This window comes from Pseudonocardia pini, from assembly GCF_013870575.1.
GTDB classification, from domain to species: domain Bacteria; phylum Actinomycetota; class Actinomycetes; order Mycobacteriales; family Pseudonocardiaceae; genus Pseudonocardia; species Pseudonocardia pini.
Window position 1 is genome coordinate 1 of the sequence record NZ_JACBXB010000798.1, and the last position, 2,483, is coordinate 2,483.

Annotated in this window: 3 protein-coding genes; 1 reads left to right on the forward strand and 2 read right to left on the reverse strand. The window is 75.0% G+C overall.

Annotation, left to right across the window (positions count from 1 at the left end):
• Window positions 1-432: RsbRD N-terminal domain-containing protein (locus tag H5J29_RS29085; RefSeq protein ID WP_512700148.1), on the reverse strand; the 432-nt coding region annotated here is incomplete at its 3' end.
• On the opposite strand from H5J29_RS29085, the gene H5J29_RS29090 reads away from it, so the two are divergent.
• The gene (locus H5J29_RS29090) at window positions 397-1,581 is read left to right on the forward strand and encodes a phosphotransferase (RefSeq protein ID WP_181784176.1); all 1,185 of its coding nucleotides are present in this window, start codon (window positions 397-399) and stop codon (window positions 1,579-1,581) included. The two genes, H5J29_RS29085 and H5J29_RS29090, sit on opposite strands and share 36 nt — an antisense overlap.
• 99 nt (window positions 1,582-1,680) lie before the next feature.
• On the opposite strand, the gene H5J29_RS29095 is transcribed toward H5J29_RS29090, so the two are convergent.
• Window positions 1,681-2,483 (reverse strand): NAD(P)/FAD-dependent oxidoreductase (locus H5J29_RS29095; protein ID WP_181784177.1); only part of this gene is annotated, 803 nt, incomplete at its 5' end.

The window sequence follows — 2,483 nt, forward strand, 5'->3', positions numbered from 1 at the left end:
CCGTCGTGACCGGCGCCCGGCTCCCCCATCCCGACGACGACGTCGGTGACCGGGGTCGCGACCAGCCGGTCCAGCACCGTCCCGAACGGAGTGGTGGGCCAGCTGAGCCAGGCCCACCACGTGTCCGCAGGCCCCGATCAGCTCGTGCCGGGGCGTGCCGGGCCCGGCCGCGGGCCGCTCCGCACGGACGAGGGCCTCGTACTCGTCGGCGATCACCTCGCACGCCTTGTCGACGAACTCCGACAGGTGCTCCCACGAGAGCCGCAGCACCTCGTAGAGCTCGGTCGGGGGGACCCGGTCGTGGGCGTGCTCGCTCCAGATCCGCCAGAGCCGGTCCTCGCCGACCCGGTAGCCACGCAACAGGTCGGCCAGGGACCCGGCGCCCGCCGCGAGGTCGTGGAGCAGCCTCCGGGTCGCCGCAGGCGGCTCGATGGCGCCGGAGGTGACCCGAGCTCTCGCTCCCCACCGTGGTCCGAGGAGGCCAACCCCGGGTGGTTCACCACGGTCCTGCGCGCGGCGGGCGTGCTGGCCCCCACCGCCGCCGTCACCGCCGTCGAGCACACCCGGGTGGGCAACGGCCTGGTCTGCGAGAGCGTCCGGTTCGTGCTGACCTACCGCGGGGAGGCCGTTGACGCGCCCTCGAGCGTGGTCGGCAAGTTCCCCTCCGCGGTCGCCGCGTACCGCGAGGTGGCGGCGGGCGAGGAGCTGTACACCCGCGAGACGACCTTCTACGCCGAGCTCGCGAGCCGGCTCGACGTACGCGTTCCCCGGGCGTTCCACGTGGCGCGGGCGGCCGCCACCGGCGACTTCGTGCTCGTGCTGGAGGACCTCGGTCCGGCCGAGACCGGGGACCAGATCGCCGGGTGCAGCCTGGCCCAGGCCGAGGCCGTGGTCGCCGCCGCCGCGGGCCTGCACGCCCCGCTGTGGGGTGCCGAGGGCCTCGAGACGGCCGGGTGGAGCGTCCGCGCCCCGTGGACCGCGCGCATCGGCGCGACCTACCCCGGCCTGTTCGCGCAGTACGCCGAGCTGTTCGGGCCGCGGCTGGCCGACGGCGACCTGATGATCGGCCGCGAGTTCGCCCCCGCCATCGGCGCCTGGTTCGACGGGCAGCCCCGTCCCTGGACGCTCACCCACGGCGACTTCCGGCTGGACAACATGCTCTTCGACATCCACGACGGGGCCGAGCCCGCCACGATCACGGGCGACCCCGCTCCGGAGGTGCGGCTCAAGAAGGTGACGGCGCGGCTGGCCACCTACCTGCAGCTGCCCGGCTACGGCGAGGGGCTGGTCGCGGCCAACCGATGGGACCCCGCCCTCCTGCGCAGGCTGCGGGAGGACCCCGTCGTGCGCTCGTTCGGGAGCACCCTGATCGACCAGGCCGCCTCGGTGGAGCAGCTGGAGCACATCGCCGCGCTCCTCCCGGCGGAGTGGACCGCCGCGGCGGCCTACGGCGACCCGCTGCAGTGCGCCGAGGCCGTACGCCACCAGCTCGACCTCGGCGCCACCGGTGTGATCATGCACGGGGCGACCACCGACGAGCTCGAGCCGGTGGTCGACGCCTACCGCAAGTCGGCAGGCTGACGGGGCGACCGCGACGAGGGGGGACGGCCGCCCCGGCCGTCCCCCCTCGTTCCCTCCGGCAGGACCGACGCCCCCGACGGCCCCACCTGTCCCTCGGGGTCAGCCGACCCCGGCGAACTCCAGCGCCTCGCCCCACGTGGCCCGCTTCGAGATCAGCCGCTTGTACTTCATGATCTGCGTCGGGCGGTCGATGGTGATGGTGCCGACCAGCCGGTCCCCGCGGCGGTACAACGCGAGGAAGCGCGGGTCGTCGGGCTCGCTCGCCACCCGGATCTCGTCCGCCTGCGGGCGGCCGACGAACTGGATGCGGCTGCCGTACCAGTCCGACCAGAAGTAGGGGACGGTGCCGAGCTCCGTGGCCTCCTCGGGGGCGAGGGCGTTGCGCGCGGCGAGGGCGCCCTGTTCGGCGGCCGTGGTCCAGTGCTCCAGCCGCATGAGCTCCCCGTCGAACAGGGAGTTCGGGAAGTGCACGACGTCGCCCGCCGCGTAGACGCCGTCGGTGGCGCGCAGCGTGCCGTCCGCGAGCACGCCGCCGTCGCGCTCGTGGAGCTCGATACCGGAGCCCTCCAGCCAGCCGGTCGCGGGCGAGACCCCGATCCCGACGACGACGAGGTCCGCGGGCAGGACCTCCCCGCCGGCGAGCCGGACGCCGGTCACCCGGCCCGACTCGCCCTCCAGCCCCTCGACCGTGACGCCGCAGCGCAGGTCCGTGCCGTTGGCCTGGTGGAGCCGCGCGCAGGCGTGGCCCATGTCCTCTCCCACCGACCGCACCAGCGGCACGGGCAGGGCCTCGACGACCGTGGCGGACAGCCCGCGCTTGCGGGCACCGCTGGCCACCTCGGACCCGATGAACCCGGCGCCGATCACGACCGTCCGGGCACCGGCGTCGAGAGCGGCCCGGA